The organism is Streptosporangium sp. NPDC000239 (assembly GCF_040300765.1).
Taxonomy (GTDB): Bacteria; Actinomycetota; Actinomycetes; order Streptosporangiales; family Streptosporangiaceae; genus Streptosporangium.
Genome location: NZ_JBEPEI010000007.1, coordinates 22,587 through 48,430, shown reverse-complemented (window position 1 = coordinate 48,430; position 25,844 = coordinate 22,587). Strand labels below are relative to the sequence as shown.

The following is a 25,844-nucleotide window of genomic DNA, read 5'->3' as shown; positions in this document are numbered from 1 at the left end:
GACCGACCTGGGCGGTCCAATAAGATCATCCGCATCGTAGCCTTACTCCGGGCCGCCGTCGCCCGCCACCGCTTCGGGCGTCCGGCCGCCGTCGCCGTCACGCTCTACCTGACCGCCGTCGCCGCCGGATACGACGGCGGGCGGTGGTTCGCCGTCGTCGCGACGGCGAGTCTCTGGCCGTGGGACGACGGGGCGCGGCTCCTGCCCGCGGCGATCGGCGTGCTCAACGCGTGGGCGCTGTGGCAGATCCTGCGCGGCCCGGCCTTGCCGCGTGCCGGGGCGTTGCCGCGTGATGTGGTGTGGCTGCGGCGCCTGCTCTACACGGACGTGGCCGGCGACCTGCTGCTCTGGGAACTCCTCGACGAGGTGTCCGGCGTCGCGGAGTACGTCGCGCGCTGGGCCGTGTGGGCCGCCACCATGTTCCTGCTGGTGCGGGCCCTGGCCGGGGTGTCGGCCCGGTTCCGGGTCATCGCTCTCGGGCTCGGTCTGACCGGGGTGCTGGCCGCGGCGCTGCGGCCGTTCGCCGAGATCCCGTTGACGGCGTCGTTCCTGGTGGCGATGGCGGCCCTCGGCTGCAAGGTGATGATCATCGCCGGGCAGAGACGCGACAGACGGTTCAGCGCCGTCACGGTCGGCATCGGCTGGACCGCCCTGCTGGTCCCGCAGGTCTACTCGTTGCTCCAGATCGGACGGGTGGCGTTCGACGGCCTGTCGCTCGCGGTGCACGCGCTCGACGGGCTGCTCGTCGTGTGGGCGGCGCGCACCGCGCACGAGCTCGCCGCGCCCGGACAGGGCGTCCCGGCGCCGGGAACCGGCCGGACGCCGCGGCTGATCGCCGCCGCCTTCGTGCTCGCGCTGCCGGCTGCGGTCGTCGGCGCCGAGGAGGACGCCCGGCTCACCTACACGGCCGCGGACGAGGGCTGCCGCGACCGGCTCCGGCCCGCGACCGCCCTCGGGCCCGAGGAGCGGCGGCGGTCGTTCCTCTGCCTGGCCAGGAGCGAGACCTTCGCGGCGAACGCGATGTTCCCCGAACGGCTGGCCGACCAGCGCGTCCTCGCCCACGGCGCTCAGCTGTGCGCGCTGCCCGGCGACCGGGAACGGAACGCGCTGCACGAGCGGGCCGGTGGTACGGCGGACGCCATCGAGCTGGCCGCGGCTCTGGAGTACCTGTGCCCCGGCATCGTCGCCCGGCAGACCGCCGATGCGCACCGCCGTCAGGCAGAGCGTGACCTGCAGGAGGCCAGGTGGAAGGCCGAGGCCAACGCCCGGTGCGACGACCCGTGGCCCGGGACGCGGGCCAGGTGGCAGGGCACGGCCGCGTACATGCTGCCCGAAGGCGGCGGCTACGCCGTCTTCGACGACCGTGACGACAGCGCAGGCGGTCCCGGGGACATCTACGGCGACGGCGACGAGGTCGCCGACATCTTCGACGCCGTCGAGGACGGCTTCGTCGACGTCGTGGGCAGCAGCGCCGCCATCGTGACCAGAGGGGACTCGGCGATGTGCTTGACGGTCAAGGCGTTCGACCGTGCCCCGCCGCTCCGGCTCACCGGCTGGGACCAGGTGGTCGAGGTGGGCATCGCCAGCCGCAGCGGCCGCCTGATCGTGCCGACGTACCCCGAGGGCGGCGATGGCGGCGCGGCCAGGCCGCTGCCGGACCTGGCCGTCGCCGGCCCGGGCCACTACCGCCTGCGAATCTACGCCCGCACGCTGCCGTGGGACGAGAACGACCCCGAAGCGCCGCTGGAGGAGCACCTGCTCGTCGTCCATCCCGGTCGCTCGACGGACAAGGTCGTCCACCGTCCGCGCGACTGACCTCGCCGCGCCCGCCTTCGTCACAAGGGTCGGGCAGACCCGCACGAGATGAGGCGCGAGGGCCGTGACCCCTTCGGCTCAGCTCGTCGTCAGCCGCAGCACCGCCTTTCTGCTGGACAGCGAGAGGGCCTGGACGGTGATGCCGTTGACCGTGACCGAGCCGCTTCCGCTGAAGTACGCCGAGCCGCTCACACCCGGCCCGCTGGACTTCACATGGACGCCGCCGGCGTTGAAGGACAGGGTCAGCTTGGTGATGCCGAAGCCGGGGTCGATCCGGAACGAGACCTTCCTGGTGATGGAGATCTTGCAGTTACCGTCGTAGCAGGCACGAAGGTTGGGCTTGGCGGCGGCGGCGGCGAAGGCCGTGGTCGCGCCGGCGGGGACGATGGTGAGGGACACGGCGACCGCCAGGGCGGCGGTCCGGATTTTGCCGGACATGATCCTCCTCGGGTTTCCATCTGCGGACGGAACGGAAAAGTCCTGAGCAAGTTCAGTGTGCGCCTGTTCCTCCGGGTCCGCTCCCGGAACGGGCCCGGTTTCCCGTCGCGGTCGGAGCCGAAGGTCGCCGCCTGCGAGGCGCGGGCACCCCACAGCGCCACGGGCGGCGGTCCGCCGCGGACGCCCATGACGATCAGCCGTAGGAGGCCGCCTTCCTGGCGATGGCGTGCAGCATGACGCGGCGGATGACCCCGCTGAAGGGCCGGATGAGCCGCCAGTAGGCCAGCATCCTGCGCCGGGTGTCCACCGACCCGGCGGTGACCCGCGTCTCGGTGCGGAGCAGGGTGCCATGCTCGGTCGGGATCAGCTCGAAGACGGACGCCGACTTGGCGAAGCCGGGCACGTCATAGTCGCGGAACTGCCCGGTCGGGCAACTGCGGCGGAACTCCGCCGACCGCAGACGCCAGAACTGACTGATCGAGCCGAGCACGACATACCGCTGCGACTCGCTGGCCAGCTCGAACCAGCCCCGGCTGAGCATCGTGCCGATCATCGTCGGCGCCTCGTTCGCCCCTGTCGCCGAGAGCGAGCGGACGCTCATGAGCAGCCGCACCAGCGGAAGCTCACCGGGCGACAGCGTGTTCAACGCGGTCCAGACCGTTTCCGGCCGCTGCCGGATGTGCAACTCGTGGCGTTCGGAGCCCAGCGGCTGCGGGATGAAGTCTTCCAGGACCTTCGGCATTCGCATGTCCCTTCGTTCGTCAGTTGTGCTGCGACAGGTGAGCAAGCTTTTCCGGGTTCGCCATGCCGTAGATGGCGCGTACCCGGCCTCCGGAGGAGTCCGCCTCGACGGTGACGACCGCGACCGGCCGGTCACCGGCGACGATCAGGGCGGTCGGCGTGCCACCGGGGAACGCCCAGCGGACCTCGCACCCCGCATAGCGGGGCCCGACGGCGGCCAGCAGGCGGGCCACCTTGCCGGCGCCGTGCACCGGCCGCAACGCGGCGCGGACCCGGCCGCCTCCGTCGTTCCACAGCGTGACCTCGGGCGCCAGTACGTCGAGGAGATCGGTCACACTGCCTCCGACGGCCGCGTTCACGAACCGCTCCGCCGCCACCTGGGCGTCGCGCCGGTCGGCGGTGAAGCGGGGTCGCCGCGCGTGGACGTGCCCCCGCGCCCGGTGCACGAGCTGGCGCACCGCGGTTGGCGTCCTGTCGAGAATTCCGGCGATCTCGTCGTACTCGTAGGCGAAGGCCTCCCTGAGAACGAACGCGGCCCGTTCGAGCGGCGACAGCGTCTCCAGAACGACCAGCAGACCAAGCGCGACACCATCACGGCGTTCCTCCCGGCCGTCGGCGCCCTCCTCGGTCCACAGCGGTTCCGGCAGCCACGGGCCGATGTAGTCCTCGCGCAGCCTGCGCGCCTTGCGGAGCTGATCGACCGCCCGGTGCACGACGATGCGCATCAGGTACGCGCGCGGATGCTCGATCGCCGCGTGGTCGACCCTCTCCCAGCTCAGCCACGTGTCCTGCACGACGTCCTCGGCGTCGGTGACGCTGCCGAGAATGTCGTACGCCGCCGCGAACAGCAGATTGCGGTTCGCGGCGAAGACCGTCGTCCGCTCGTCCACGATGTCGTCCGCCACTTCCGTCCCCCGACTCCCCCGGTTGCCTGCCTTTCCCACATAGGACGAACCCGTCGCCGGCCGTGTGACATCTCAGTCGACACGGCCGTTCCCGGTGTCCTCAAGGTCGAGTTCCACCGGAGCGGCTGAGCTGCCTGCGGTGCACCACGAGACCGGCCAGCGTCAGCAGTGAGACGAGGCCGAGCTGCCACCAGTTGTCCGGACTGCCGCCAAGGTCCAGGTCGGCCGCGTGGTTCACCGCGTGCAGCGTGTTGGCGACGAAGAACCCGACCAGCACGATCGACAGCACGTCATGCCACACCAGCGCGCTCAGCATCATCAGTCCGATGCCGATCTGGAAGACCCCGGCGTCGTGCAGGAAGTGCACGTGATTGGGGAACCGGGCGAAGACCGCGAAGCCCGCCGGGTCGATGCGCATCCACACGCCGAAGACCAGCATCGTCAGCGCGCCGACCACCACGGCCACCTGGACGAAGGTCCTGGCCTGCCTGCTGTAGCCGTTCGTCATGTCGTGTCCCTTTCCTGTGCTCGCTCTGGTGATAGGACGAGCGCCCAGGGCGGTGTGTGACACGGCTCATCCCGCCTCGCCGGTCAGCCGACGGCGTCCGCGCCTTCCCGGTAGCCGACCTGCCGCAGGATGGTCACGAAGTAGGCCTTGACGGCGTCGGCGCTCTCGGTGGCCGGGTAGGAACCCAGGTGGTGCAGCACCGCGCCGTTGAGCAGCTGCTGGACGGCGTTCAGGTCGCAGTCGCCGGGAAGCTGCCCGCGCTCACGCGAGCGGCTCAGCGCGGCGTGCTCGGCCGCCGCGCGCCGTCCGCCGTGGGAGTCGCGGTACGCGCGCAGCAGTTCGGGGTGGTCGTCCACGGCGCCGTACAGCCGCCGCAGCATGCGCCGGTTGCGCGGGTTGCTCAGGTAGGTCGCCCAGTTGCCGAGCATGTGCTCGATGTCGGGCCAGTCGAGGGCGCCGGGGTCGTGATCGTGGTGCACCGACTCGATGGCCTGGATCAGCAGGGCCGTCTTGTCGGGGAACCGCCGGTAGATGGTGGCCCGCGTGACGCCGGCGCGCTGGGCGACCTGCTCGATGCTGGTTCCGCCCGCGCCGCGTTCGATGAAGAGGTCGAGAGCCGCCGCGAGAACCGCCGCGTCCACCTCCTGGCTGCGCGGCCGCCCCGGTGGGAGTCGTCGAGGTCGTGTCACGGCGGCGCTATCCGGCCTTGGTGACCAGCGCGTCGAACGCGCGGTCGGGCAGGATCCGGTTCAGGGCCAGGAGTGTCCTGGCCAGGTAGCCGACCGGGTAGCGCGGTTTCGGCCTGGGTGATTCGACGGCGCTCCTGATGGTCCTGGCGACCACGACGGGGGCGGAACCCCTGGTGTTGCCCTCGGCCCGGCTCGCCATCGACTCGGCCAGCGCGCCGTAGGCCCCGTGACCGGAGGTCTCGCGCAACTCGCGTGGCGTGTCCTGTTCGAACTCCGTCCTGATGATGCCCGGCTGTACGACCACCACGTGGACGCCGAAGGACCGGCACTCCTGGCGCAGCGAGTCGGAGTAGGTCTCCAGGGCGTGCTTGGAGGCGTGGTACCAGGCGACGAGCGGCAGCGAGATCTCACCGGCGATCGAGGAGACGTTGACGATCGTGCCTGAGCGCCGTTCACGCATGTGCGGCAGGACGAGCTGGGTGAGCCGGGCCGGGCCGAAGAGGTTGACCTCGAACAGGCGACGGGCCCGTTCGACGGGCACGTCCTCGACGGCGCCGTGCAGACCGGCTCCGGCGTTGTTGACCAGCACGTCGATCCGGTGCTGCTCGTCCAGGACGGCGTCCACGACGCGGCCCAGATCGTCCTCCCTGGTGACGTCCATCGCCAGAGCGTAACCGCCCGCCTGACGCAGTTCCGCCATCCGGTCCACCCGGCGGGCGGCGCCGTACACGATGTGGCCGGCCCGGCGCAGCTCCAGCGCGGTGGCGCGGCCGATGCCGGACGAGGCACCGGTGACCAGGCAGATCTTGGGAGTCAAGGTGGCGTCCTTCCCCTGTCGGCGACCCCTGATTTCAATACAGTACTGTACTGTATTGAAACATCGGGTGAGAGACAGGATCCGCCATGAGTGCCTATGTGCTCGGGCTCCACGACATCGATGAGACACGACTGCCCCTGGTCGGCGGGAAGGGGGCCAACCTCGGCGAGCTGTCCGCGATCCGGGGCGTCCGCGTGCCGCGCGGCTTCTGCGTCACCACCGACGCGTACGAGCAGGTCGTGGAACGCGACGCGTCGGTCAGCGCGCTGATCGGCGGGCTGACCGGGTTGCGGGCCGACGACCGGGCGGGCATCGCCGCCGCCTGTGCCCGGCTGCGCGCCGCCGTCGAGGGCCTGACCGTGCCCGACGAGATCCGGCGCGACATCGAGCGCAACCTCGGCGACATGGGCGGCGCGGACGTGGCCTGCGCGGTCAGGTCCAGCGCCACCGCCGAGGACCTGCCGTCCAGCTCCTTCGCGGGCCAGCAGGACACGTACCTGAACGTACGGGGTGCCGAGGCGGTGATCGACAGCGTGCGGCGGTGCTGGGCGTCGCTGTTCACCGACCGGGCGGTGGCCTACCGCATCCAAAACGGCTTCGACCATCGCGCCGTACGGCTTTCCGTGGTCGTCCAGCAGATGGTCTTCCCCGAGGCGTCGGGCATCCTGTTCACCGCCGACCCGGTCTCGGCCAACCGCACGGTGGTCTCCATCGACGCCGGGTTCGGCCTCGGTGAGGCCTTCGTCTCCGGGCTGGTCAACGCCGACAACTACCGGGTCAGGGCGGGGCGGATCATCGACAGGAAGATCGCCGCCCAGACGAAGGAACTGCGCGCTCTGCCGTCGGGCGGCACCGAGGAGCTTCCCGTCGAGCCCGCGCGGCAGAACGCGCAGAAACTCGGCGACGAGCAGATCCTGCTGCTGGAGAGACTGGGGCGGGAGATCGAGGCGCACTTCGGCCGCCCCCAGGACATCGAGTGGGCGCTGTACGACGGCGCGTTCCACATCCTGCAGAGCCGCCCCATCACCACGCTCTATCCCGTGCCGCCGGCGCACGACGGCAAGAACCACGTGTACGTCTCCTACGGGCACCGGCAGATGATGACCGACGCCTTCGCCCCACTGGGCCTGTCGTTCTTCTCGCTCCTGCACGACAAGCTGGGCCGTACGGCGGGCGCCGTGGCCGGCAACCGCTTCTACAAGGACGTCTCGGCCGAGCTCACCTCGGTCTGGGCCAGACCCGCCACGCTCAAGAGTCTCGACCAGGTCGACGTGCTGATGGCCAACGCGCTGCGGGCCGTGCTGAGGCGCAAGGAGTTCGCCGCCGGGCTGGCGCGCGGCAAGACCTCGATGCTGGACTTCGGCGAGGGCGGCGTGCTGCCGATCGTGCGTCACTATCTCAGGCTCGCCCGCGAGGACGACCCCGGCGTCGTGCCGGACCTGATCGCGCGCACCGAGGCGACGGTGGAGCGGCTGCGGAGCGAGATCGCCGGCAAGTCGGGCGACGAACTGTTCGCCTGCATCATCGACGACCACGACGTGCTCGCCGAGCTCACCTTCGACCCGCGCAGCGTGGCGGCGGCCTTCCTCGGCATCCAGTCGGTGAACTGGGTCAACAAGCACATGGAGGCCTGGCTGGGTGAGAAGAACGCCGCCGACGCGATCGCCCAGTCCGCCGACCACAACGTCGTGGCCGCCATGGGGCTCGACCTGCTCGACGTCGCCGACGCCGTCCGCGAGCATCCCGACGTGCTGCGCTACCTGGAGACCGCCCGGTGCGACACCTTCTACGAGGGGCTGGCCGCGTGCGCGGGCGGGGCGGCCGTGGGTGACGCCGTCCGCGGTTACCTGGACACGTACGGGATGCACTGCGCCGGTGACATCGACCTCACCAGGACCCGGTGGAGCGAGGACCCGACGCTGCTCGTGCCGCTCGTCCTCAGCGACATCAGGAACTTCCCGCCCGGGGAACGCCGCCGCAAGGCCGAACAGGGCCGCGCCGAGGCCGAACGCGCCATGAACGACCTGCTCGCCCGCCTCCGCGAGTTGCCGGGCGGCGCGGGCAAGGCCAGGAGGGCGGCCAGGAAGATGAGCCTGATCCGCCACTTCATCGGCTACCGCGAATACTCCAAGCACGCGCTCCTTCTGCGGTACGAGATCTACAAGCGGGCGCTGATGAAGGAGGCCGCCGGGCTGGTCGCGCGCGGGGTCGTCAAGGAGCCCGAGGACGTGTACTTCCTGTCCATCGAGGAGTTCAGGAAGGTGGTCAACACCGGCGAGCTGGACTACTCGGTCATCACGCGGCGGCGGGAGGAGCACGAGACCTACCAGAGGCTGACTCCGCCGCGGGTGATCACCTCCGAGGGCGAGGTGATCTCCGGCGCGTACGAGCCGGGCGCCCTGCCGGAGGGGGCGCTGGCGGGCATCGCCGTTTCGTCGGGAGTCGTGGAGGGCCGGGCGCGGGTCATCCGCAGCATGGCCGAGGCCGACCTTGAGGACGGCGACATCCTCGTCACCGTCTTCACCGATCCGAGCTGGTCGCCGCTGTTCGTCTCGGTCAAGGGGGTCGTCATGGAGGTCGGCGGGGTGATGACGCACGGCGCCGTGGTGGCCCGCGAGTACGGGCTGCCCGCGGTCGTCGGCGTGGAGGACGCCACCCGGCGGATCAAGGACGGCCAGCGCATCCGGGTGAACGGCGCCGAAGGGTACGTCGAGATCCTCTGAGACCGCCGGGGCGGCCCCGCCCCGGCGTGTTCTCAGCGAACCTTCAACCCGTCGGACACGCTCCGGTGCACCGGGGTCCAGCCCAGGTCGCGGGTGGCCTTGGCGTGCGAGACCCGCATCGTGGTGTCGATCAGCAGGCAGCCCAGGTACGGCACGGCCAGCCTGACCAACCATCTTGGCGTCACGACGGGACGAGGCGTGCCGTGCGCACGGGCGACCGTGGTCAGGAAGTCGCGCCAGCTCATCGGCCGGTCGTCCACGATGTTGTACGCCTCCCCCGCGCCGCCGTGTTCCATGGCCGCGACCGTGGCCGCCGCCGCGTCCTCCACGTGGACGAAGGAGGTGGTCCCCGTCCTCCCTCGCGGGAGTACGGGAGCCCGCCTGCGCATCAGGTCCGCGAACATGTCGCTGAACGCGTTCCTGCCGTAGAACATCCCGTACCGCAGGGCGATGCCCTCGATGCCGTCCGCGTCGAACACCTGTCGTTCGGTCGCCACGCTGGAGTCCGTCACCAGGTCGCCCACGTTGCCGACGCGCAGCCCGAAGACGTCGTTCTCGGTCAGGACCCTGGTGCCGTGATCGCGGTAGCCGTACCCGGTGATCAGTGACTGGGTGACGAAGCGACGCGCGCCCACCACCCGCGACGCCTCAAGGAGGTGCGCGGTGCCCCTGTCGCGGAGGGCGATGGTGGGGTCGTCGGGGCGCAGCCTGAGTCCGGGTTTCCGCAGCGCCGTGGCCTGGTGCATGACCACGTCGGCCCGGTGCCCTTCGACCGCGCGCAGCAACCCGTCACGATCCATCACATCCGCGATCACCGGGAGCGCGCCGCGATCCACGACGAGCCGCCGCTTGGCCGGGTGACGGATGAGCGCGATCACCTCGTGCCCCGACCCGGCCAGCGCCGACAACAGCGGCAACCCGATCGCACCGGTCGCGCCTGCGAGCAGCACCCTCATCGCACCCGCTCCCACGCCTGCGGCCAGCTCCACGTCCATACGCCGAAGACCGGCGTGCGGAGCACGTTTCCCGTGACGGCCTGTGCCATGACGACCTCCTGTCTTGGTTGAACACATCACAAGGACGAGACGGCCGGCGCCGTTGTGACAGACAGGTTCACGGCGTGGATCGCCACCACTACCTCTTCGCCCGCACCCTAGCTAGAGTTAGAGCATGGGTAAGCCTCCCAGGATGACCATCCCGACCCAGCTCGTGCTACGCGCCTTCCTCGACGACCCCACGCGGGAGATGTACGGACTGGAGGTCTGCGCCGCCTCCGGCCTGGCCAGCGGCACCATCCATCCCATCCTCGCCCGCTTCGAGGGCATCGGCTGGCTGGAGTCACGCTTCGAGGACGTCAACCCCCACGAGGCGGCCCGGCCTCGCCGCCGCTACTACCGGCTCACCCCCGACGGCGCCGAGAACGCCCGCCTCGCGCTCGCCCAGGCACACACCAGGATCGGCACGCTGCGTGGTCTGAGCCCACGGCTGGGCGGCGGAAGTTGAGCGACCTCCCCCAGGGTTCCATCGCCAACCCCAGCAGGTTCGTCATCGACCGCCACCTCGCCCTCGCCCTCGACCGGGCCCTCGTCCACGCCCTCGACCAGGCCCAGCTCCTCGCTTCCGGCCCCGTTTACCTCCACTCCTTCGAAGATCAAAGCTTCAGCCGCACCAACGTCATCGACCTGGACCGCGCCCTGACCCTCGCTCGCAGGCTGGACCACACCCTCACCTTCGTCCGTACCTACACGCTGGACTTCCAGCGCGGCTCCCACCAGGCCCGCGACCTCGCCCACGCCCTTCACCACGCGCTCGAACGCACCCACGCCCTCGGCTTCGACCTTGACCGCATCCCCACCTACGAGCTCGACCTCGACTACGCCCGCACCCGTGCTCGCGCCCGGATCCTCGCCGACCACCTGGACGCCATGGGGCAGAGGGCCGTGGAGATCTCCGAGCGCCTCGAAAGGCTCAGCGCGCAGGCGTCGCCGGCGGAGCCGACCGTGGTGGAGGAGAAGGCCGTCCCCATATCCCGGTCGGCGGAACACATGGTGAGCCTCATGATGAAGCTGCTCCCGGCCGTACGCCGGGACCGCTACGCCGAGGAGTTCAACGCCGAGCTGTACGACCTGGCACAGCTGAAGTCCACCAGGACCGTGCAGGTCGTCTACGCCCTCCGGCAGTTCGGCCGCGTGTGGCAACTCCGCGAGGCCCTCCTGAGGCCGGACCGGCCACGGTTCCATCGGCTACGCCGGATCGCGTGCTGGGTGCTCGCCTCGGACTGGCTCACCTGGAGCCTGCTCGGCCCGCCCCTGGCCTTCGGCGTGATCAACGTGCATCTCTCCCAGGGGTGGGGCTCCGCCCTGTTCACCCTGCCGGGTGTCGCCGGCTTCTACGCCGGGGTGGAGTGGCTCCGCAAGCGCTGGGGCATAGAGGTGAAACGGCGGGACGAGTCAGCCGGAGAGCCGCCGAACGATGACCTGAACAAGCCAAGACGGCCCTGACGTCCCGGAGAGGCCGCGTGGCGTTCAGCTTTCCAGATAGCGCAGGACCGCGGCGACCCTGCGGTCGACCTGGTCGGTCGGGGCGAGGTCGAGCTTGGCGAAGATGCTGCGGATGTGTTTCTGCACGCCGCCGTCGGTCACCACCAGACGCTGGGCGATGGCGGTGTTGCCCAGCCCTTCGGCCATGAGGGCCAGCACCTCGCGTTCGCGGGCGGTCAGCCGTTCCATCGGGTCGCGGCGGCGGGTGAACAGCTGGGCGATCACCTCGGGGTCCATCGCCGTCCCGCCCGCGGCCACCCGGTGCAGGGCGTCCAGGAACTCCTCCACCTTGCCCACGCGCTCCTTGAGGAGGTATCCCACCCCGTGGGTCCCCTCGGCCAGCAGGTTCGTGGCGAAGGCCTGCTCGACGTAGGCCGACAGGACCAGCACCGCCAGGCCGGGGTTCAGCCGCCGGGCCTCGACGGCGGCCCTGATCCCCTCGTCGGTGTGGGTGGGCGGCATGCGCACGTCCACCACTGCCACATCGGGCCGGTGCTCGGCCACCGCGGCCAGGAACCCCTCAGGTTCGGAGGCCGCGGCCACCACCTCGAATCCCTCGCCGGTCAGCAGCAGCACCAGGCCCCGGCGCAGCAACGCGTCGTCCTCGGCGATCACGATCCGCACGGCAACTCCACTTCGATGGTTGTCGGCCCGCCCCGCGGGCTGGTCAGCACGATGGTTCCGTCGTGTGCCTCGACCCGGCGGCGGATGCCGCCCAGCCCGGTGCCGTCGGCCTCCGAGGCTCCGCCCTTGCCGTCGTCGCTCACCACCACGCGTAGCAGGCCGCCGTCACGGCGCACCTCGACCAGGGCTCTCCGCGCGCCGCTGTGTTTCGCCACGTTGGTCAGCGCTTCGGCGACGACGAAGTAGGCGGTGGTCTCCACCGACAGCGGCAGCCGCCCCAGGTCGTCGGCGGTCAAGGCGCACGGGATCGCGCTGCCCGCCGCCAGAGCGCTCAGCGCCCCGGACAGCCCCCTGTCCTCCAGGACAGGCGGCAGGATGCCGCGGACGACCCCGCGCAGTTCGGCCACCGCCTGCTCGGCGGCACTCTGCGCCTCGTCGAGCGCCTCTCGCGGCCCGTCGAGCGCCAGGCCTGTCCGAGCCGCCTCTCTGGCCAGCGCCCGCTTGGCCACGGCGACCGTCACCACGACGGCGACCAGCCGGTTCTGCGCGCCGTCATGCAGCGCCCGCTCGATCCTGCGCAGTTCGGCCGCATGTGCCCGCAGGGCGCCCGCGCGCGTCGCGGTGAGCCGGGCGACCTGCCGCGACAGGTCGATCGACGGATGCGGGCGCAGGAGCCGCACCCCGGGCAGCGCCTGCAACCTGGCCATCCGCGGGGCGAGCATGACGGCGATCACCTGGACGACCACGGCCGCCAGCGCGGCTGCCAGCGCGGCCGGAAACGTGGTGATCGGCAGCTCGTAGCTGGTGATCCGGCCCTCCGGCGGCATCAGGCCCCACCAGAACGGGGACGTCGCGTCCCGCAAGGTCATCGTCGGCATCAGGACGGCGACAAGGCCAAGCGTCAGCCCCAGCGTGGCATGCGCGGCCACCCAGCCCAGATCGCGAAAGGTCGCCGGGTCGCGGCGGGCGGCGCGGATCCTGGCCGTCCAGCCCGTCGCCGTGTCCTGCTGCGGATAGGGGGTGACGACCTCCAGCCCCCAGCGGTTGAGCCGGCCGCGTTCCCGTTCGGCCACCGCCCTGGTCAGCGCCAGCATCGGCGGGATCATCAGCAGACCCACCCCCACGAGGCAGGCCGCGGCGACCATGATCCAGAACACGAGGACCAGGAAGGCGAGGATCGCGGTGCCGAGACCTCCCGCCAGGCGCTCCAAAGCCTCGAAAGCGTCCCTGCTCATCTCCCCCACCCTAAGCTGAGGCGGAGGATCGTTTCATTCCACCCTGCACTACCATCGGCCTGGCAGATTACGGCATTTCCCCAGGCAGAGCCAATTTCTAGGGTGATCAGTATGAATGACCCCTGCCGCGTCACACCTGCCGACCGGCCTCGGCCGTCCGCCCCCTTCCGTCGGCCCGAGCCACCGCGCGACGGCACCGTGCTCCGCGTGCTCCTGTGGACCGGTTTCACCGTGTGCGCCGTCGTCAACAGCGTCGGCAACAGCATCGGCGGCGTCGGCGAGGGCGTCGGCCTGGTCGCCGGGATCATCTCCGGCGGCTCCATCGCGGCCTTGATCGTCCACCACTACGCCCGGCGCCGTTCATGAGCGGTGTCACCTTCGGCGGCGTCTCCGAGAAGTACGGGGACCCGGTCGCCCGACGAGGCCTCATTCGCCTTCCCGAGCCGGTCGGCTCGTCACCGTCACGGGTTCTCGGCGAGTTTCCTGCGGCGTGACGGTAGGGCTGGCCGTACCTTCACGACTCCATTCAGCGGGGTCGATCACGGATCATCTCGGCACCATGCTCGATAGCACCGCAAACCGGTCATCAAGCAGGGAGACAGATCCCATGTCGCACTCCACCGTTCCATCCCCTCCGGTCACGTCCGGTCCTGCCAGGAGGCACGGCCTGCCGGCCCTGGCCACCGCGGCCGCCGTCGCACTGGGCGCCCTCGGCCTGGCCGCCGCCCCGGCTTTCGCGGAAACCCCCGCGGGAGCCGACAGGCCGATCCGCTTCCACCATCAAAGGCTCGACTGGCACGGTTGTAAGACAGGACCGGACGACAGGGCGGGCGCGAGCCTGGACGCGGCGGGCGCCCAGTGCGCCGAGGTCACCGTCCCGCTGGACTACCGCAGGCCCGGCGGGCGAACCATCTCGGTGGCGATCTCCCGGATCAAGGCCACCGACCCCGCCGGACGGCGCGGCGTTCTGCTGACCAACCCTGGCGGCCCCGGAGGACCCGGACTGGACCTGGTGGCGTCCCTCGCGCAATGGTCACCCGCCCTCACCTCCCGCTACGACCTGATCGGAATGGACCCGCGCTTCACGGGCCGCAGCACACCGATCCGCTGCGGATGGAAGACCGACGTCTTCCTGCGTTCGGCTGGTCCGAACCGCCGTACCTTCAACGAGAGCGCGGCCCTGATGAAGGAACTGGCGGCCAAATGCGCCCGGGGCAACCGCGACGTGCTGCCGTACGCCTCCACCCGGAACACCGCCCGCGACATGGACGTGGTCCGCGCCGTCCTCGGTGAGCCGAAACTGTCCTATCTCGGATACTCCTACGGCACCTACCTGGGGGCGGTCTACACGCAGATGTTCGGTGCGAGAGCCGACCGGATCGTGCTGGACAGCGCGGTCAACCCCGACACCTACGGCCCCGGCCTGCTGTCGGGGAACGCGCCGGCCATCACCGCCGCGCTGAGAAACTGGGCCGCCTGGGCCGCCGCGCACGACAAGGATCACGGCCTGGGCGACACCACCACCAAGGTCCTGGCCACCGTCAACCACGTCAACCGGGCCGCCGCCCGGCGCCCGCTGCGGATCGGTGGGTACCGGATCGACTCTCACCACATCCCCTACCTGCTCTTCGGGCCTCTCTACGAGGACGGCGAAAAGGCCTACGCCGACTTCGCCACCCAGGTGCGGGCGCTGGCCGACGCCACCCGCGGCACCGTGGTCACCGCCCCGCCGTCGCTGAAGGCGTCCCTCGACAGCCTGTTCACCGGGACGGGCGCGCTCGACGCCCAGGCCCCGATCATCTGCGCCGACCGGGCCGCCTCCCGCGACCCGGAGACCTACTTCCGCGACATCCAGGCCCACCGCGCCGACGAGCCGCTGTACGGGCCGCTGATCCGCAACATCACCCCGTGCGCGTTCTGGCCCACCGCTCCGGTGGAGGCGCCGACCAAGGTCCGCAACGGTGTCCCGGTGCTGGTCGTCGGCAACGACGGCGACCCCGGCTCCCCCTACCTCGGCCAGCAGGCCATGCACCGGGCGCTGACCGGCTCCCGCATGGTCACCCTGCGCGGCGCCTATCGCCACGCCACCTACCTCGGCGCCGGCAACTCCTGCGTCAACACCACCGTCGAGCGCTACCTGATCGACGGCGTCCTGCCCGGTGGCGACGTCACCTGCGTCAAGGACACCACTCCGGCAGGGTGACGACGCAACCGGCCCGATGCCTCGTCGCGGACCGGCTGATGCCAGGTCAGCTTGTCAATCGTTCCCGAGGCCCTCAAAGCAGGATGCGAGCCTGGGCGCCGGGTCGGTGACAGTACTCCCGAGGAGCCGGCGTCGAGTTCTTGTCAGCGGCGGGCGTCGTCCGCGGTACCGCCTGCCACTGATGACGCGGTTCGGTGCCCTCGATGAGGCTGACGTCCTGCTCCAACACGGCGCGGTGAAGGGTGAACGGGGCCGACGGGCGCAGCGAGTGGCCCTGGCCGCGGCGGATGACCTGCCCGACGGCGAGGGCTTGGCGGGCAGGGCCGTCGCCGGTGGTCGGCGAGGAGGCCGGGCAGATCGAGTTGCGGTACCGCTCATAAGGTGAGCCCAGGCGGTGGGCAGACCCGCTCAGGGCGCCGGCGGCTCAGGAATGAGGGCAAGAATCTCGTCGACAAGCCGCTCCCTGACCCCGCTGGGCAAGGAGGCGCCGAGGGCGTTCTCGTATCCCCAGAACCCGTCGGCGGCCATGCGCGCCATGAGGCACCGCATCGCCTCGTCGTCGTGCTCGTCGATCGGCGCCGCGTCACCGGGGAACCAGCGGTCGTAGACCCGCTGCCAGGGAGCCATCCAGTCGGGCTCGTTGCCCGCCTCGGCGATCAGACGCGTCTCCAGACGCGTGGAGGCTCCGGTGCATGCCAGCACGTATCCCCTCGTGCGTTCGGCGAGCGTCGCCTCCTCCGGTTCCTTGCCGGTCGCCTCGCGCAGCCCCCGCTCGACGCGGTCGGCGAGGAACTCGTGAATCCCGGCGAGCAGCGCGTGTTTCGTCGGGAAGTGGTAGATCAGCCCGCGCTTGGTCACCCCGGCTTCGGCCGCGACCGCGTCCAGGGTGAGCGCGGTGATGCCGCGCTCCTCGACGACGCGCAGGGCCGCCTCGATCATCGCCGGTCGCGCATTCGGTCGCGCCATGTCCCCTCCTCGTCTCCGCAGGGTTAGTATACCGCCTGGTGTAGTATACCGTTTGGTGAAGTAACTGGCTCGGGAGGGAAAGATGACCGAGAACACACAGCGGGCGACAGCTCGTACCTGGATCGGACTGGCAGTGCTCGTACTGCCGATGCTGCTGATCGCCATCGACGGCATGGTGCTGGTCTTCGCGCTGCCCGCGATCACCACGGATCTCCAGCCCTCGGGCACCGAGCAACTGTGGATCCTCGACATCTACTCGCTGATGCTCGCGGGTCTCCTGATCACGATGTCGTCCCTCGGCGACCGGATCGGCCGCCGTCGGCTCCTGCTGATCGGAGCGGTGGGATTCGCGGCGGCGTCCGTGCTGGGAGCGCTGGCGAGTGCGCCGTGGATGCTGATCCTCGCCCGAGCGCTGCTCGGGGTAGCCGGCGCGACCATCATGCCCTCGACGCTGTCGATCATCCGCAACATGTTCCTCGATCGAAACCAGCGCCGCACGGCAATGGCGGTGTGGGCCGCGATGGGTTCCGCGGGCGCCGCGGCGGGCCCGATCGTCGGAGGCTGGGTCATCGAAGCCTTCAGCTGGCATGCCGCTTTCCTGATGAACATCCCGGTCATGATCATCCTGCTGGCACTCGCCCCGATCTTCGTGCCCGAGAGCGCCAACCCGATGCCGGGACGCATCGACGTCCCCAGCATCGCGCTCTCCCTCACCGGAATGGTGACGCTCGTCTACGGCGTCAAGACCCTCGCCGAGGGAGAGCAACCACTGGCGGCGCTCGTCACGTTCGTCTCCGGCGCCGTGCTTCTGGTGCTGTTCGTGGTGCGCCAGCTGCGCATCCCGAACCCGATGATCAACGTCCGGCTGTTTCGGGTCCGCTCCTTCACCGGCGCGGTCGTGGTCGACCTGCTGTCGGTGTTCGCCCTGGTCGGCGCACTCTTCGCGCTGACGCAGCACCTGCAGCTCATCGCAGGGCTCTCCACCGTTCAGGCCGCCCTCTGGATGCTGCCGCAAGCCGCGGTCTCCGCGATCGCGGGGTTCCTCGCCGCCGCACTCGTCAAGAGGATCCCCGCGTCGATCCTCGTGTCGGCGGGAGGCGTCATCACCGCGGCAGGATTCGGGATGCTGCTGTTCCTCACACCCCAGACCCCGCCGTTCGTGATCGCGATCTCGCTGTGCCTGGTCGGCCTCGGCGCCGGGGTCGGCCTGACGCTGACCAACGACATCATCATGAGCTCGGTGCGCCCGGAGCACGCCGGGCAAGCCGCAGCCGTGAGCGAGACCGCCTACGAAGTGGGCACAGCACTCGGCACAGCCGTTCTCGGCTCCATCCTGCTCGGGTTCTACCGGACCGGCCTGGCCTCCCATGCGCCCATCGGCCTGCCCGGCACTGTGCTCTCAGCGGCTGAGGAGACGCTCGCCGCAGCCCTCGCCTTCACCGCCGAACTGCCCGGTGCGCTCGGACAGGCGCTCGCCGACGCCGCGGCGACGTCATTCACCCAGGCACTCGCATGGACAGGCGGCCTCGCGGCCCTGATCCTGACCGGGGTGGCGATCTTCGCAGCCATCATGCTGCGCGGAGTCTCCGCACAGGCCGACCTGGTGAAGGCGGACCACTAGGGCCTCCGCTCCCGAAGCCGGCTGTATGAGTGATCACGATTGCGGAGCTTCTGCTTGATCGTGTTCGTGTCACAGAAGGTCAGGTGGAGGGCGGTTTCGGGTGTGTCGGGAAGCGTCCATGACGGCCGGCCCCGACGGACCGCTCCCCTGCTGCTCTTATCTGTTGGGTCCCACCCCGGCTTCCCGACTGCCGTAGTGACGTTATCCGCCGAGATCGGAGTGGATCTCAGCGGATAACGGGAGCCGTGCACCGGGTTTCGGAAGGGCGATCCCGCGCGGAGATCGACAGCCTGACGCCGCAGGACGTCGTGGCCGACCCCGAGGGGCTGACACCGCCGTTCTGGCAGCACGTCCGGCTCTACGGCGAAGTACGGCCGGACGTGGTCAAGTGTCTGCCGCCCGGCGGCGCCGTGCGGGCTCCGCGACAGGGCGGCCCGTGGTGGGCCATCGGGAAGGACACGAACGGGGTGTCCTCAAGCTCACCCGGGGCGGCGATGGTCATGACGAGCGGTGCCGACATGACGGTCGGCCCGTCCTCGGTGTTGCGTAGCGCTCCTCCGCCGGGGCGCGTGCGATCAGACGCAAGGTAGCCATGAGCGCCCCGGGGTTTCCGGACGACATGAAAGCCGTTGGCGAGCAGTACGACCTGCGGCGACGTCCCCGCCGTCGTCATCGCGACGGCGAGCACCGGACTCGTCCCCGAACGCCAGGACCGAAACTCACGGTCGAGCGCCGCTGTGGCCTGCGGCAACGCTCTGTTCTGGAATTTGTCCATTCATCTCATGGGACGCCCCGGACGGCCCGTCTGACCTGACGCCGTAAGACTCCGGCCAGCCGGGAAGCGCGCGGCGCCGACGTCTTCCGCCTGCCGCGCGGCGGTGCAGAAATAGTCAATAAAAGGTACAGAAGCCATCAATGACATCCTGAGTACGGGTTGAAAAAGTGGCTTATAGCTCACCCGGCAAAGGAGGGAAACGCGTAGGGAGAAATGGATTCACGGAGAGTCATCGGCTCGTCCGGCAGTCGGCGTGAGCGGAAGCCAACAGTGAAACCGAGACCGACGAGGGAGTGAGGCGAGTGGGAAAGCGAAGGAGTCTGGTGGCCGCCATGCTGGCGGCGTGCGCGACGGCCACCTTGGTCACCGCGGCACCGGCTCAGGCGAAGGCGATGGACTGGGACGCGTGTCCCGCGGGCTATGTATGCCTCTACGGCGACACTTACGGCAGGGGGCGTTACAGCAACGCGCCGGGAACCGAGCGTGCCAACGTCGGCTCCCATATCAACGACCTGACGAGTTCCATCTGGAACCGCACCGATACGTATGTGTGTTTCTACGAGCATTCGGACTATGGGGGTAGGCGCCTGATAGGCGTCAACCCGAATTCCTGGGTGGACAACGTCGGGTCGTCCGCCAACGACAAGATCTCCTCATACACCCAGGACTGCCACCTCTGACGATGGGCGGGTAGACGTCGCGTTGAGCCCGGCCGACCCCGGTAGGGGCGGAGAGCTTCCGGCGCTGCCCGGTCTCGGCCGGCTGGAGGGCGTGGCTGGTCAGCGAGGTGGCTGAGCTGGGCGGGTAGTCGTCACGGTTTGGTAGAACCGACCGGTCAGAGTGTCATCCCAGGTCACGGAGGTACGCGGGGCGCGGTGGCCGCAGTCGCCGGTGGCGAGTTCGGCGAGTTGCGCCTCGACGTCGACGGTCAGGTGGTGCTTGCTGCCTGACCGTCCGCGGTCGACCGGGGACGGCCCGGTCTGCGCCCTTTTTGGGGCGCTGAGGTGGGAGGAACCCACCGAGGCCGGGAGAGGTCGACGGCGTTGGCCGCTCGGAGCCCGGCCAGGAACACCTCGTGCAGGCGCTGCCGGACGCCTGCCCCGTGCCACTCGTTCAGCCGCCTCCAGCAGGTCATGCCCGGGCCGTTACGATCCTCGGAAAATCCGGATCCCGGTAACGGACGCCCGTTGTTGAACGGCGCCGATCCTCCAATTTATGACGCAGGAAATCATAGAGTGTTTGATTAATCTTTATGGCAAGCAGGAAGGCCTATCCGATCGGCGGGCCGCCATGTCAGGGACGCGTCACCGGATACGCATAATTCCGTGACCGGATCGTGGGCGGCCCTTCCGGAAATCCCGATTCCCAGCCGGGCGCAGGGTGACCAAATTCCCTCAGCAGAAGCCCCGGTCCGTAGAAAGCCACTGATTCACTGCGGTCATCTTCCGTACGGGCGATCCCACGGATCCACAGACAGCGCCGGTTCCCGCTGACCGTCGCCCGGCTCGGCGGTCTCCCGGCCGGGGTCACAGCGCGAGCAGGTGGTCGGCGTCCTGGGGAACCGCCTGGCGCAGGGCCGTCAGGAAGTCGCCGAGCACCGGGTTCGCGTTGTCCTCCCGGTGGATCGCCAGCACGGTTCGGTGGGCGGCGGTGTAGGTCCGCAGCGGCACGGCGGATATGCGCTCGTCGGGCACGTGGCCGAGGGCGGGCACGACCGCGACACCACCCGTCCGCGATGAGGAGGGCGGGCTCTCCCCGATCGGCCGCGGGGATCTTCGCCTCCAACCTCACCGGCGAGGGCCGGTCCGACGCGTCCCAGCGCGCGTCCGTACGGGACGCCTCCTGGCTACGGGACGCCCTCGGCCGGGAACTGCACGACCCCTACGCCCTGTACGAGGCGGAGCGGGCGGCGGGAGAAGTGAACCGGTGAGTCGGTAGGCGGCGGCCATGGCAGCCGATGCCGTACCGCCGGACGATCGAGGTGAGGGCTGGATCAGCCCGGGGTCGCGGCGTCGGCGTCCAACCGCCGCCCGATCTCCGCAGCCGGGAACGGCGTCCGCTTGCTCTCGATGAACAGACGACGGAAGAAGGAGTCCAGGACGACGGTAGAACGGGCGTGCCGGTCGATGATGGCCGTGATCTCGGGCGGGATGTCGTCAGGCCGCCGGCCTGCGATCCAGTCGCGCAGGAAGACCTCACGTTCCGTGTCACCGCGCACGCCGTCGAGCAGGTGGTACCGGAGCAGGTGACTCGCGGTGTAGCAGTGGTCGTACGCGAGATGGTCCGAGAGGAAGCCGGACTCGTCCGCCGAAAGGTCGAAGCGGGAGCTCAGAGCAAGTCCGAAGTCGGCGAAGTAGAGTCGGCGGCCATCGGTCAGGATGTTGGCGAAGTGGGCGTCGAAGTGGACGAGCCCGCGAGAGCTCATGAAGGCGGCTCCGCTCGTCAGAGCTTCTTCGACCCAGCGGAAGGGCGAGCCGCCCCCGCCGTCCAGCACGGTGGTTTCGCGGTGGTCGGCCAGCCATCCGGCGAGTGTGTACGGCACGTGCTCCAGGAAGAGCACCAGGCTGCACGAGGACCGGCCGATGGCCTCCAGCCGGTCGCGAACGGCGGGTGATCCCTCCCAGTGCGCGACGGCCCCCTCCAGACCCCCGAACTCGTCGGTGAATCCTTCGGGAGGAGAGTCAGGCAGAACCCGCCAGTGGTACATCAGGGGGAAGCCCGCGTACTCGTCGCCGAGAACCCAGTTCGTGGTCATGGTGTGCACGGCAAGCTCCCGCCAGGCACCGAACCCGGCCGAGCCCACCCCGTACTGGTAGAACATCGGCAGTTCGAAGACGTTCGCCGTGGACCGTACGTTCTCGGGGCGCAATTCGGTGTCCGTCAAAGGGATCCGCTTGACGAAGACGCGCGTTCCGCCGACGTCCAGCTCTGCCGACCTGCCGCCGATGCCCGACCCGATCGGGGTGGCGGCCGCCACGACCTCCCCGAGCCGACGGTCGCTCAGCAGGGACAGTTGAGTGCTCACGGTCCCGTAGCCGGCCAGACGCGCGGCGTGCGGCGAATCCTGGTCCAGCATCGACGGCTCCTCGGTGCCCGAACCAGGGCTTCGGCGATCCCACGTACGGCGTCGACCTTACGCCGAAAGGGTCGGCCGCTCTCATGGACGGCCCTTTCTCGGAGCAGGACCAGGAGCAGCGGGCGGAAGCGGTCAGGGGCACGGACGCGCCGTCACAAATCCTTCTCCCGCAGAAGGGAACCAGGCGTGTTCGTGACAGCAGGGATCGTCACGGATATCCAGGCCCGAGCGCCACTGCCAGGATTCCCCCGTGAGTACCGCGTCGCCCCTGACCCCCCGACGGCTACGAACCATCGTCGCGGTCAACTACTTCGTGCTGACGGGCGGCGACGAGGGCACCGATCCCGACGAGGACGAACCGCGTCAGCGCTTCGAGCGGTCTTGTGGTCATACGTGTGAGCCAGTCCAGATTCGGCACCGTCTCGGGTTCGGCAGACGGCCTGACCCGGTCCAGGAGTTCCGGGGTCAGTTCCGGCTCTATCGTCAGGGCGGCACAGCTCAGACGCCGTTCGTGTACCCGGCCTGCCCGGGCCTGCCGACTCCCAGGTATATGCGACCTTCCGGCAGCCGGATCAGCAGATGGGCCGGCCCCACCTCCGGGCGTGGGGCCGGTTCCATCCGGAGGAGTCGGGGGATGTCCGAACAGGCGGACGCCGACGTCGTCGACGAACGGTCCGTGAAGGTGGAACCGGCGGCTGTTCCATACGCCGCTCACGTCGAGCCCGTCCCGCGGATCCGCGATGACCACGGTTGCGGCGTCGCCGAGCAGGACGGAGACGCCGCCGGTCTGACAGTCGACGACGTTGTCGCCGGCCAGGCGTACAGCGGCCCCCTCGGTGAGGAGCCCATTCGGATTCAGGGGCACGCGACGGCCCCTACCGCTGTCGCGGATCGTCTCTCTGACGAGATCAGCGTGGGGTTACGCGAAGACGACACCCCGCGCGCTCGGCGGACCAGCCGCGAATCAGGTCGGCGAGGCTGCGACGGTGGAGCGGCGGCCGTCCGGACCGAGGAACGGCGCCGTCACAGCAGGAAGCCCAGGCGCTCGTCCGCCATGCCTGGTGCGATCTCGATGATCTCCGCGCCGACGACGTTCCCGGCCACGAACGGGTCGTCGTTCACCCGCTTCTCCAGCTCCGCAAGCGAGGTGCCGTGCGCCAGGACCGCGCCGCCGAGACCGGGCTTGATACTGCCGACCAGCAGGAACACGCCGTCGTCCAAGCCACGCCTGATCCACTCCTGGTGGCCGCTCATGTGCGTGCCTGCGGCATCCTTATTCTCGGCGAAGCGAAGCAGGACCACGAACATCAGATAGCTCTCATTTCCTGTAGGTGCTCAGCCAGTCGCGCATCCGGTCGACTTCGCGCCGGACGAATTCCTCGTCGCGGAAGGTGTGGGACAACACGGCGACGCCTTGGCTGAAGGCGAGCACGTGCATGGCCAGGTCGTCGGCCTGCTCGCCGTACCCCAGGAGCGTGAACTGCTCGCGCAGCCAGTCGCGGAACAGTGTGAACAGTCCGCGGGCCTGACCATGCAGGGTGTGTCCAAGCTTGGCGAGTTCGGTGTTCAAGGTGCCCACCGGGCAGCCGTACTGCTGAATGTCGGTGCCGTTGGTCAGCACGATCTCGACGAACTGCAGGATGCGGCCGTCGGGGGTGGGCTGCTGGCTCTCCCACTGTTCCAGCATGTGCCGGGTACCGGCGAGCCGGGCCTCGATCACGGCGTCCAAGATCGCGTCCTTGGACTTGAAGTGGTAGTAGAAGTTGCCGCGCGACAGGCCGACCGCTGCGGCGATGTCGGCGAACGAGGTGTGCTCGTAGCCGCGGTGGTAGAACAGCCGGTCCGCGGCATCGACGATCTGTTCACGGGTCGCCGCGCCACTCATCGGTTCCTCCTTCGGCCACGCCCTTGCTAGGACGTTTGACCTAGCGAACCCTAGGTCACTTGTCCTAGGACCGTCAAGCCGACCTCCGGCATCGCCGTCGCCCCCGAGCCGCCAGTGCGCCGGGGCTTGACATCTCTAGGACAACCGACCTAGCGTGACCGCCTCGTAGGACAACTGTCCTAGATCGTGAGCGTAACGGAGACCCCATGCCCGCCGACCTGTTCGAATCCTTTTCGCTGGGCGACCTCACCCTGGCCAACCGGATGGTGATGGCGCCGATGACCCGCAACCGAGCCGACAGGGCAGGGCGGGTTCCGCCGATGATGGTCACCTACTACCGGCAACGCGCCACCGCCGGGCTGGTCATCACCGAGTCCACCACAGTCTCGCCGCAGGCCGTGGGCTACCCCTGCACCCCCGGAATCCACACCGATGACCAGGCGGCAAGCTGGCGACGGCTGACCGACGAGATCCACGAACAGGGCGCGCGCGTCTTCGTCCAGCTGCAGCACTGCGGCCGGATCTCACACCCGAGCCTGCTGGACGGCGCCACACCGACAGCCCCCTCCGCGCTGCGTCCCGCCGGCCAGGCCGTCACCTACGCGGGCCCGCAGGACTTCGTCGTGCCGCGCGAACTCGCGGCCGATGAGATTCCCGGAGTCGTCGCGCAGTTCAGGCACGCGGCCGAACGGGCGAAGCAGGCGGGCTTCGACGGCGTCGAGGTGCACGGCGGCAACGGATATCTCATCGACCAGTTCCTGCGCGACGGCGCCAACCACCGCGCCGACCGCTACGGTGGCGGCACCGAGGGCCGCATGCGCCTGCTGAACGAGGTCCTGGACGCGGTGTGCGCCGTGTGGCCGGCGCGGCGCGTGGGCGTGCGCCTCACCCCGGAGAACAGCTTCAACTCGATGTCGGACACCGATCCGCAGACCCACTTCGAGGACTACCTCCGCCGCCTGAGTCCGCGCGGCCTGGCCTACGCGCACATCCTTGAGGGCGACATGATGGCCAAGACCCGCACTCTTGACTACGGCGCCCTGCGCGCCGCCTTCACCGGCGCGTACATCGCCAACAATGGCTACGACCTCGCTCGCGCCCAGGAGGCGGTGCGCACCGGCGGCGCGGACCTCATCGCCTTCGGCACGCCCTTCATCGCCAACCCGGACCTGGTCCGCCGCTACCAGGACGACCTGCCCCTGGCCCCGGCCGACCCCGCCACGTTCTACGCCGGCGGCCGGCGCGGCTACACCGACTACGGGACGTGGCCGAGCCGGAGCTGAACAGCGCGGATTCCCCGGCCGGCGCCATCAAGGCAGCGGCGTCTGTCCTCCTGCGGTACTGAGACAGTGCGTCCGACATGGCCGACCATCAGGAGCCGCCCAAGAGCCGCTTCCCCGCACGGCCGTCAGATGAGCGCCTGGACCGTGTAGAGGCAGGCCAGGGCGACGGCCAAGGCTCCCAGCAGCAGCCGCAGCCCGGTTTCCGGCAGACGGGGCTGCAGGTGGGCGCCGAGGTAGCCGCCGACCAGCCCGCCCAGGCCGCACAGAAGACCCAGCGCCCAGTCCGGTGCGATGTCGCCGGGGGCGGTCAGCGCCAGGACGGTGTAGGTGAGCGCGCCGGCGATCGAGGTGAGGAACGTCGAGGCCAGCGCGGCGGGGGCGACCGTGGCGACCGGTAGGCCACGCCCGACCAGGATCGGCCCAAGGAGCGATCCGCCGCCGATGCCGTACATCCCGCCGACGGCCCCAACGGCCAGTGCGAGCGCGGTGACGGCGCCCGGCGAGGGGTCGTCCGGCGTGTTGCGGCGGCGGAGTGGGCGTACGGTGCGCACGCACAGCCACAGGCCCAGCGGGAAGAGCAGGCATGCGACCAGAAGACGGAACACCTGAGCGCCGGGCAGCAGGAAGACCCGCACGAGCGCGCCGATGACGACGCCGGGCAGGGTGCCGAGCACCAGCAGGCGGGTCAGCGGGCCGCCCAGACGACCACGCCTGCGGTAACGCAGCAACGCGCCGGGGACGGCCACGATGTTGAACAGCAGGTTGGTGGGCGTCACCGCCGGGTTCGGCACCTGCAGCACGCTGAGCTGGACCGGGAGCAGGAACACCGCCCCCGAAACCCCGACGGGGGCGGTCACCACCGCGATCAGCAAGCCCGCGGTGAACCCGAGCAGACCCTGCCACCAGCTCATGGGCTCACCGCTTCTGCTCTGTCTCAAAGGTCCGTTCACAGGATGACATGGCGGACAGATGATGGCTCGCCGGCTTCACAACCCGCCAG

27 protein-coding genes are annotated in these 25,844 nt (G+C 69.8%); 11 read left to right on the top strand and 16 right to left on the bottom strand.

Features of this window, described 5'->3' with window-relative positions; translation table 11 throughout:
• Positions 1-219 precede the first annotated feature (219 nt).
• Positions 220-1,815, top strand: a complete 1,596-nt coding sequence (locus tag ABT340_RS19300; RefSeq protein WP_352012130.1) for a hypothetical protein — start codon at positions 220-222, stop codon at positions 1,813-1,815.
• Positions 1,816-1,893: 78 nt separating this feature from the next.
• Here ABT340_RS19300 and ABT340_RS19295 read toward each other — a convergent pair whose 3' ends face one another.
• The 6 genes from ABT340_RS19295 to ABT340_RS19270 all read right to left on the bottom strand — a co-directional run bounded on the left by ABT340_RS19295 (position 1,894) and on the right by ABT340_RS19270 (position 5,913).
• Positions 1,894-2,253: a hypothetical protein gene (locus ABT340_RS19295; RefSeq protein ID WP_352012129.1), complete on the bottom strand. Its 360-nt coding sequence runs from the start codon at positions 2,251-2,253 to the stop codon at positions 1,894-1,896.
• Positions 2,254-2,446: 193 nt separating this feature from the next.
• Positions 2,447-2,995, bottom strand: coding sequence for a hypothetical protein (locus ABT340_RS19290; RefSeq protein ID WP_352012128.1), 549 nt, complete (start codon positions 2,993-2,995; stop codon positions 2,447-2,449).
• Positions 2,996-3,014: 19 nt separating this feature from the next.
• A complete protein-coding gene (gene sigJ / locus ABT340_RS19285; RefSeq protein ID WP_352012127.1) occupies positions 3,015-3,899 on the bottom strand; it encodes an RNA polymerase sigma factor SigJ in 885 nt (294 codons plus the stop codon).
• A gap of 100 nt (positions 3,900-3,999) precedes the next feature.
• Positions 4,000-4,407: a hypothetical protein gene (locus ABT340_RS19280; protein WP_352012126.1), complete on the bottom strand. Its 408-nt coding sequence runs from the start codon at positions 4,405-4,407 to the stop codon at positions 4,000-4,002.
• Between the two features lie 83 nt (positions 4,408-4,490).
• Positions 4,491-5,096 (bottom strand): TetR/AcrR family transcriptional regulator, encoded by a 606-nt coding sequence (locus ABT340_RS19275; RefSeq protein WP_352012125.1) that lies wholly within the window; start codon positions 5,094-5,096, stop codon positions 4,491-4,493.
• Positions 5,097-5,103: 7 nt separating this feature from the next.
• Positions 5,104-5,913, bottom strand: a complete 810-nt coding sequence (locus ABT340_RS19270; RefSeq protein ID WP_352012124.1) for an oxidoreductase — start codon at positions 5,911-5,913, stop codon at positions 5,104-5,106.
• Between the two features lie 86 nt (positions 5,914-5,999).
• On the opposite strand from ABT340_RS19270, the gene rph reads away from it, so the two are divergent.
• On the top strand, positions 6,000-8,636 hold the full coding sequence (gene rph, locus ABT340_RS19265) for a rifamycin-inactivating phosphotransferase (protein WP_352012123.1): 2,637 nt from the start codon (positions 6,000-6,002) through the stop codon (positions 8,634-8,636).
• A 32-nt stretch (positions 8,637-8,668) separates the two neighbouring features.
• Here the strand turns inward: rph and ABT340_RS19260 are convergent, their stop codons facing one another.
• A complete protein-coding gene (locus tag ABT340_RS19260; protein WP_352012122.1) occupies positions 8,669-9,592 on the bottom strand; it encodes an NAD-dependent epimerase/dehydratase family protein in 924 nt (307 codons plus the stop codon).
• Between the two features lie 214 nt (positions 9,593-9,806).
• On the opposite strand from ABT340_RS19260, the gene ABT340_RS19255 reads away from it, so the two are divergent.
• Positions 9,807-10,139: a helix-turn-helix transcriptional regulator gene (locus ABT340_RS19255; RefSeq protein WP_352012121.1), complete on the top strand. Its 333-nt coding sequence runs from the start codon at positions 9,807-9,809 to the stop codon at positions 10,137-10,139.
• Positions 10,136-11,137, top strand: coding sequence for a hypothetical protein (locus ABT340_RS19250; RefSeq protein ID WP_352012120.1), 1,002 nt, complete (start codon positions 10,136-10,138; stop codon positions 11,135-11,137). The genes ABT340_RS19255 and ABT340_RS19250 overlap by 4 nt, the downstream gene beginning before the upstream one ends.
• A gap of 24 nt (positions 11,138-11,161) precedes the next feature.
• Here ABT340_RS19250 and ABT340_RS19245 read toward each other — a convergent pair whose 3' ends face one another.
• Positions 11,162-11,800: a response regulator transcription factor gene (locus tag ABT340_RS19245; RefSeq protein WP_352012119.1), complete on the bottom strand. Its 639-nt coding sequence runs from the start codon at positions 11,798-11,800 to the stop codon at positions 11,162-11,164.
• The gene (locus ABT340_RS19240) at positions 11,788-13,035 is read right to left on the bottom strand and encodes a sensor histidine kinase (RefSeq protein WP_352012118.1); all 1,248 of its coding nucleotides are present in this window, start codon (positions 13,033-13,035) and stop codon (positions 11,788-11,790) included. Before ABT340_RS19240 ends, ABT340_RS19245 begins: the two co-directional genes overlap by 13 nt.
• Positions 13,036-13,242: 207 nt before the next feature.
• On the opposite strand from ABT340_RS19240, the gene ABT340_RS19235 reads away from it, so the two are divergent.
• Positions 13,243-13,401: a hypothetical protein gene (locus ABT340_RS19235; RefSeq protein ID WP_352012117.1), complete on the top strand. Its 159-nt coding sequence runs from the start codon at positions 13,243-13,245 to the stop codon at positions 13,399-13,401.
• Positions 13,402-13,642: 241 nt separating this feature from the next.
• Positions 13,643-15,238, top strand: a complete 1,596-nt coding sequence (locus ABT340_RS19230; protein WP_352012116.1) for an alpha/beta hydrolase — start codon at positions 13,643-13,645, stop codon at positions 15,236-15,238.
• Between the two features lie 408 nt (positions 15,239-15,646).
• On the opposite strand, the gene ABT340_RS19225 is transcribed toward ABT340_RS19230, so the two are convergent.
• Positions 15,647-16,204, bottom strand: coding sequence for a TetR/AcrR family transcriptional regulator (locus tag ABT340_RS19225; protein WP_352012115.1), 558 nt, complete (start codon positions 16,202-16,204; stop codon positions 15,647-15,649).
• A gap of 82 nt (positions 16,205-16,286) precedes the next feature.
• Between ABT340_RS19225 and ABT340_RS19220 the strand changes: the two genes are divergently transcribed.
• The 3 genes from ABT340_RS19220 to ABT340_RS19210 all read left to right on the top strand — a co-directional run bounded on the left by ABT340_RS19220 (position 16,287) and on the right by ABT340_RS19210 (position 19,280).
• Complete coding sequence (locus tag ABT340_RS19220) at positions 16,287-17,825, top strand: MFS transporter (protein WP_352012114.1); 1,539 nt, start codon at positions 16,287-16,289, stop codon at positions 17,823-17,825.
• A gap of 245 nt (positions 17,826-18,070) precedes the next feature.
• A complete protein-coding gene (locus ABT340_RS19215) occupies positions 18,071-18,415 on the top strand; it encodes a hypothetical protein (protein ID WP_352012113.1) in 345 nt (114 codons plus the stop codon).
• A 517-nt stretch (positions 18,416-18,932) separates the two neighbouring features.
• A complete protein-coding gene (locus ABT340_RS19210; protein WP_352012422.1) occupies positions 18,933-19,280 on the top strand; it encodes a peptidase inhibitor family I36 protein in 348 nt (115 codons plus the stop codon).
• A gap of 846 nt (positions 19,281-20,126) precedes the next feature.
• On the opposite strand, the gene ABT340_RS19200 is transcribed toward ABT340_RS19210, so the two are convergent.
• Positions 20,127-20,312, bottom strand: coding sequence for a hypothetical protein (locus tag ABT340_RS19200; RefSeq protein ID WP_352012112.1), 186 nt, complete (start codon positions 20,310-20,312; stop codon positions 20,127-20,129).
• Between the two features lie 23 nt (positions 20,313-20,335).
• Here ABT340_RS19200 and ABT340_RS19195 point away from each other — a divergent pair, with 23 nt between their 5' ends.
• Positions 20,336-20,530, top strand: coding sequence for a hypothetical protein (locus tag ABT340_RS19195; RefSeq protein WP_352012111.1), 195 nt, complete (start codon positions 20,336-20,338; stop codon positions 20,528-20,530).
• A 63-nt stretch (positions 20,531-20,593) separates the two neighbouring features.
• Here ABT340_RS19195 and ABT340_RS19190 read toward each other — a convergent pair whose 3' ends face one another.
• The 4 genes from ABT340_RS19190 to ABT340_RS19175 form a co-directional block, all read right to left on the bottom strand.
• Complete coding sequence (locus tag ABT340_RS19190; RefSeq protein ID WP_352012110.1) at positions 20,594-21,676, bottom strand: protein kinase family protein; 1,083 nt, start codon at positions 21,674-21,676, stop codon at positions 20,594-20,596.
• 283 nt (positions 21,677-21,959) lie between these two features.
• Positions 21,960-22,541, bottom strand: coding sequence for a hypothetical protein (locus tag ABT340_RS19185; protein ID WP_352012109.1), 582 nt, complete (start codon positions 22,539-22,541; stop codon positions 21,960-21,962).
• Positions 22,542-22,699: 158 nt separating this feature from the next.
• On the bottom strand, positions 22,700-22,930 hold the full coding sequence (locus ABT340_RS19180) for a YciI family protein (RefSeq protein WP_352012108.1): 231 nt from the start codon (positions 22,928-22,930) through the stop codon (positions 22,700-22,702).
• A gap of 64 nt (positions 22,931-22,994) precedes the next feature.
• A complete protein-coding gene (locus tag ABT340_RS19175) occupies positions 22,995-23,561 on the bottom strand; it encodes a TetR/AcrR family transcriptional regulator (RefSeq protein ID WP_352012107.1) in 567 nt (188 codons plus the stop codon).
• 206 nt (positions 23,562-23,767) lie between these two features.
• On the opposite strand from ABT340_RS19175, the gene ABT340_RS19170 reads away from it, so the two are divergent.
• On the top strand, positions 23,768-24,844 hold the full coding sequence (locus tag ABT340_RS19170; RefSeq protein ID WP_352012106.1) for an alkene reductase: 1,077 nt from the start codon (positions 23,768-23,770) through the stop codon (positions 24,842-24,844).
• Between the two features lie 125 nt (positions 24,845-24,969).
• Here the strand turns inward: ABT340_RS19170 and ABT340_RS19165 are convergent, their stop codons facing one another.
• Positions 24,970-25,755, bottom strand: coding sequence for a TSUP family transporter (locus ABT340_RS19165; RefSeq protein WP_352012105.1), 786 nt, complete (start codon positions 25,753-25,755; stop codon positions 24,970-24,972).
• Between the last annotated feature and the right edge of the window lie 89 nt (positions 25,756-25,844).

Coding starts and splice junctions, on each gene's coding strand:
- ABT340_RS19280 (WP_352012126.1), bottom strand. CDS start 4,407: ATGACGAACGGCTACAGCAGGCAGGCCAGGACCTTCGTCCAGGTGGCC.
- ABT340_RS19295 (WP_352012129.1), bottom strand. CDS start 2,253: ATGTCCGGCAAAATCCGGACCGCCGCCCTGGCGGTCGCCGTGTCCCTC.
- ABT340_RS19190 (WP_352012110.1), bottom strand. CDS start 21,676: ATGCTGGACCAGGATTCGCCGCACGCCGCGCGTCTGGCCGGCTACGGG.
- ABT340_RS19165 (WP_352012105.1), bottom strand. CDS start 25,755: ATGAGCTGGTGGCAGGGTCTGCTCGGGTTCACCGCGGGCTTGCTGATC.
- ABT340_RS19195 (WP_352012111.1), top strand. CDS start 20,336: ATGAGGAGGGCGGGCTCTCCCCGATCGGCCGCGGGGATCTTCGCCTCC.
- ABT340_RS19260 (WP_352012122.1), bottom strand. CDS start 9,592: ATGAGGGTGCTGCTCGCAGGCGCGACCGGTGCGATCGGGTTGCCGCTG.
- rph (WP_352012123.1), top strand. CDS start 6,000: ATGAGTGCCTATGTGCTCGGGCTCCACGACATCGATGAGACACGACTG.
- ABT340_RS19230 (WP_352012116.1), top strand. CDS start 13,643: ATGTCGCACTCCACCGTTCCATCCCCTCCGGTCACGTCCGGTCCTGCC.
- ABT340_RS19210 (WP_352012422.1), top strand. CDS start 18,933: ATGCTGGCGGCGTGCGCGACGGCCACCTTGGTCACCGCGGCACCGGCT.
- ABT340_RS19290 (WP_352012128.1), bottom strand. CDS start 2,995: ATGCCGAAGGTCCTGGAAGACTTCATCCCGCAGCCGCTGGGCTCCGAA.
- ABT340_RS19225 (WP_352012115.1), bottom strand. CDS start 16,204: ATGGCGCGACCGAATGCGCGACCGGCGATGATCGAGGCGGCCCTGCGC.
- ABT340_RS19240 (WP_352012118.1), bottom strand. CDS start 13,035: ATGAGCAGGGACGCTTTCGAGGCTTTGGAGCGCCTGGCGGGAGGTCTC.
- ABT340_RS19220 (WP_352012114.1), top strand. CDS start 16,287: ATGACCGAGAACACACAGCGGGCGACAGCTCGTACCTGGATCGGACTG.
- ABT340_RS19255 (WP_352012121.1), top strand. CDS start 9,807: ATGGGTAAGCCTCCCAGGATGACCATCCCGACCCAGCTCGTGCTACGC.
- ABT340_RS19180 (WP_352012108.1), bottom strand. CDS start 22,930: ATGAGCGGCCACCAGGAGTGGATCAGGCGTGGCTTGGACGACGGCGTG.
- ABT340_RS19175 (WP_352012107.1), bottom strand. CDS start 23,561: ATGAGTGGCGCGGCGACCCGTGAACAGATCGTCGATGCCGCGGACCGG.
- ABT340_RS19170 (WP_352012106.1), top strand. CDS start 23,768: ATGCCCGCCGACCTGTTCGAATCCTTTTCGCTGGGCGACCTCACCCTG.